Raw genomic sequence first — 1,127 nt, 5'->3', positions numbered from 1 at the left:
GATAGACGGTTCGGAACTAATCGCGTGGTATGTCGAACGCGGTCAGACGGACAGCTACCTCGGACGGACGACCCTCGGAGGGGATTTCTAATGGCGGACGTGACCGGTTGGGACGAGTGCCGCCGTGTCGTCGAGAAGCGCGTTCAGGAGTCAGACCTATCCAGTAAGCGCGTATTCCACCGCGTGAAGGCGGGGACGAAGCGCTCGGTCGGGCACAAAGATGCGTCCAAACGCGCCGAGGAAGTGCCGGGATACGGAAACTACGGCGTTCACGCGGCCGAGGACGATACGCTGGTTCTCATCGATATCGACGACTACAACGACGGCGTGGATACCGACGCACTGGAGTCCGCCCGCGAGCGCCTACCCGAGACCCTCACCTTCTCGACGGCGCATGACGGCGAGTGTCTCGTCTTTCACGTCCCGAGAGACGGCGCGGGACTACTTCCGGCGGAGAGACTTGAAGAGGAGTTCGGCGCACAGAACGTTTCGGAAGCGTCCTTCGGTGAGGTCCGTGTCTCCAACCAGTATTCGGTGGGCGCGGGTTCGCAGCTTGACGGATGCTCTAAGGACTGGTGCGACAACTGCGAGAAGGAGGACGGCGGGTGGTACACCGTTCTGAACGACGCGCCGATAGCGACCCTCAACGCAGACCTACTCTGCCAGATACTCGCTAAGGACCGCGACGTGACCCGGGTTCGGGAAGAGGCGGGCAGTGACGATACGGGCGGGAGTTCCGTCCGGACCGCACGCCGGCAGTCAGACGGGGACTCAGACGCCTACAAAGCACTCGACGCGCTCGACTGTCGGGACGTGGCCGAAGAGACGATAGTTGGCCGGTGGAACGACTCGCACGGCTCAGGCGAGAACGTTGACCCGTTCTATCCGACGTGGGGACCGAACTGCGCGGGACGGGCGAACGTCGTCGGCGCGGACGGGTGGAAGGACACTGGCGGCCGTGGCAAAGGCGGTCCGATTGAAATGGCCGCAATAGCGTGCGACGAACTGGATTATGACGAACGGGTCGTTCCGGGCGACGTGAGCGGTTCTGACTGGAAAACGGCCTACAACTACCTTCGGTCTATTGGAGATAACCAGTTCAATCTCCCCGAACTCACGTCGTCCCG

At 62.3% G+C, this 1,127-nt stretch carries 1 protein-coding gene; it reads left to right on the top strand.

Features of this window, described 5'->3' with window-relative positions:
* Positions 1–90 precede the first annotated feature (90 nt).
* On the top strand, positions 91–1,127 hold a 1,037-nt coding region (locus NDI79_RS23515), incomplete at its 3' end, for a bifunctional DNA primase/polymerase (protein WP_310931061.1).

The sequence above is a fragment of the Halogeometricum sp. S3BR5-2 genome (genome assembly GCF_031624635.1).
GTDB lineage: Archaea > Halobacteriota > Halobacteria > Halobacteriales > Haloferacaceae > Halogeometricum > Halogeometricum luteum.
Note: the sequence above shows the minus strand (reverse complement) of the source record. Positions and strands in the feature narration are given on the sequence as shown.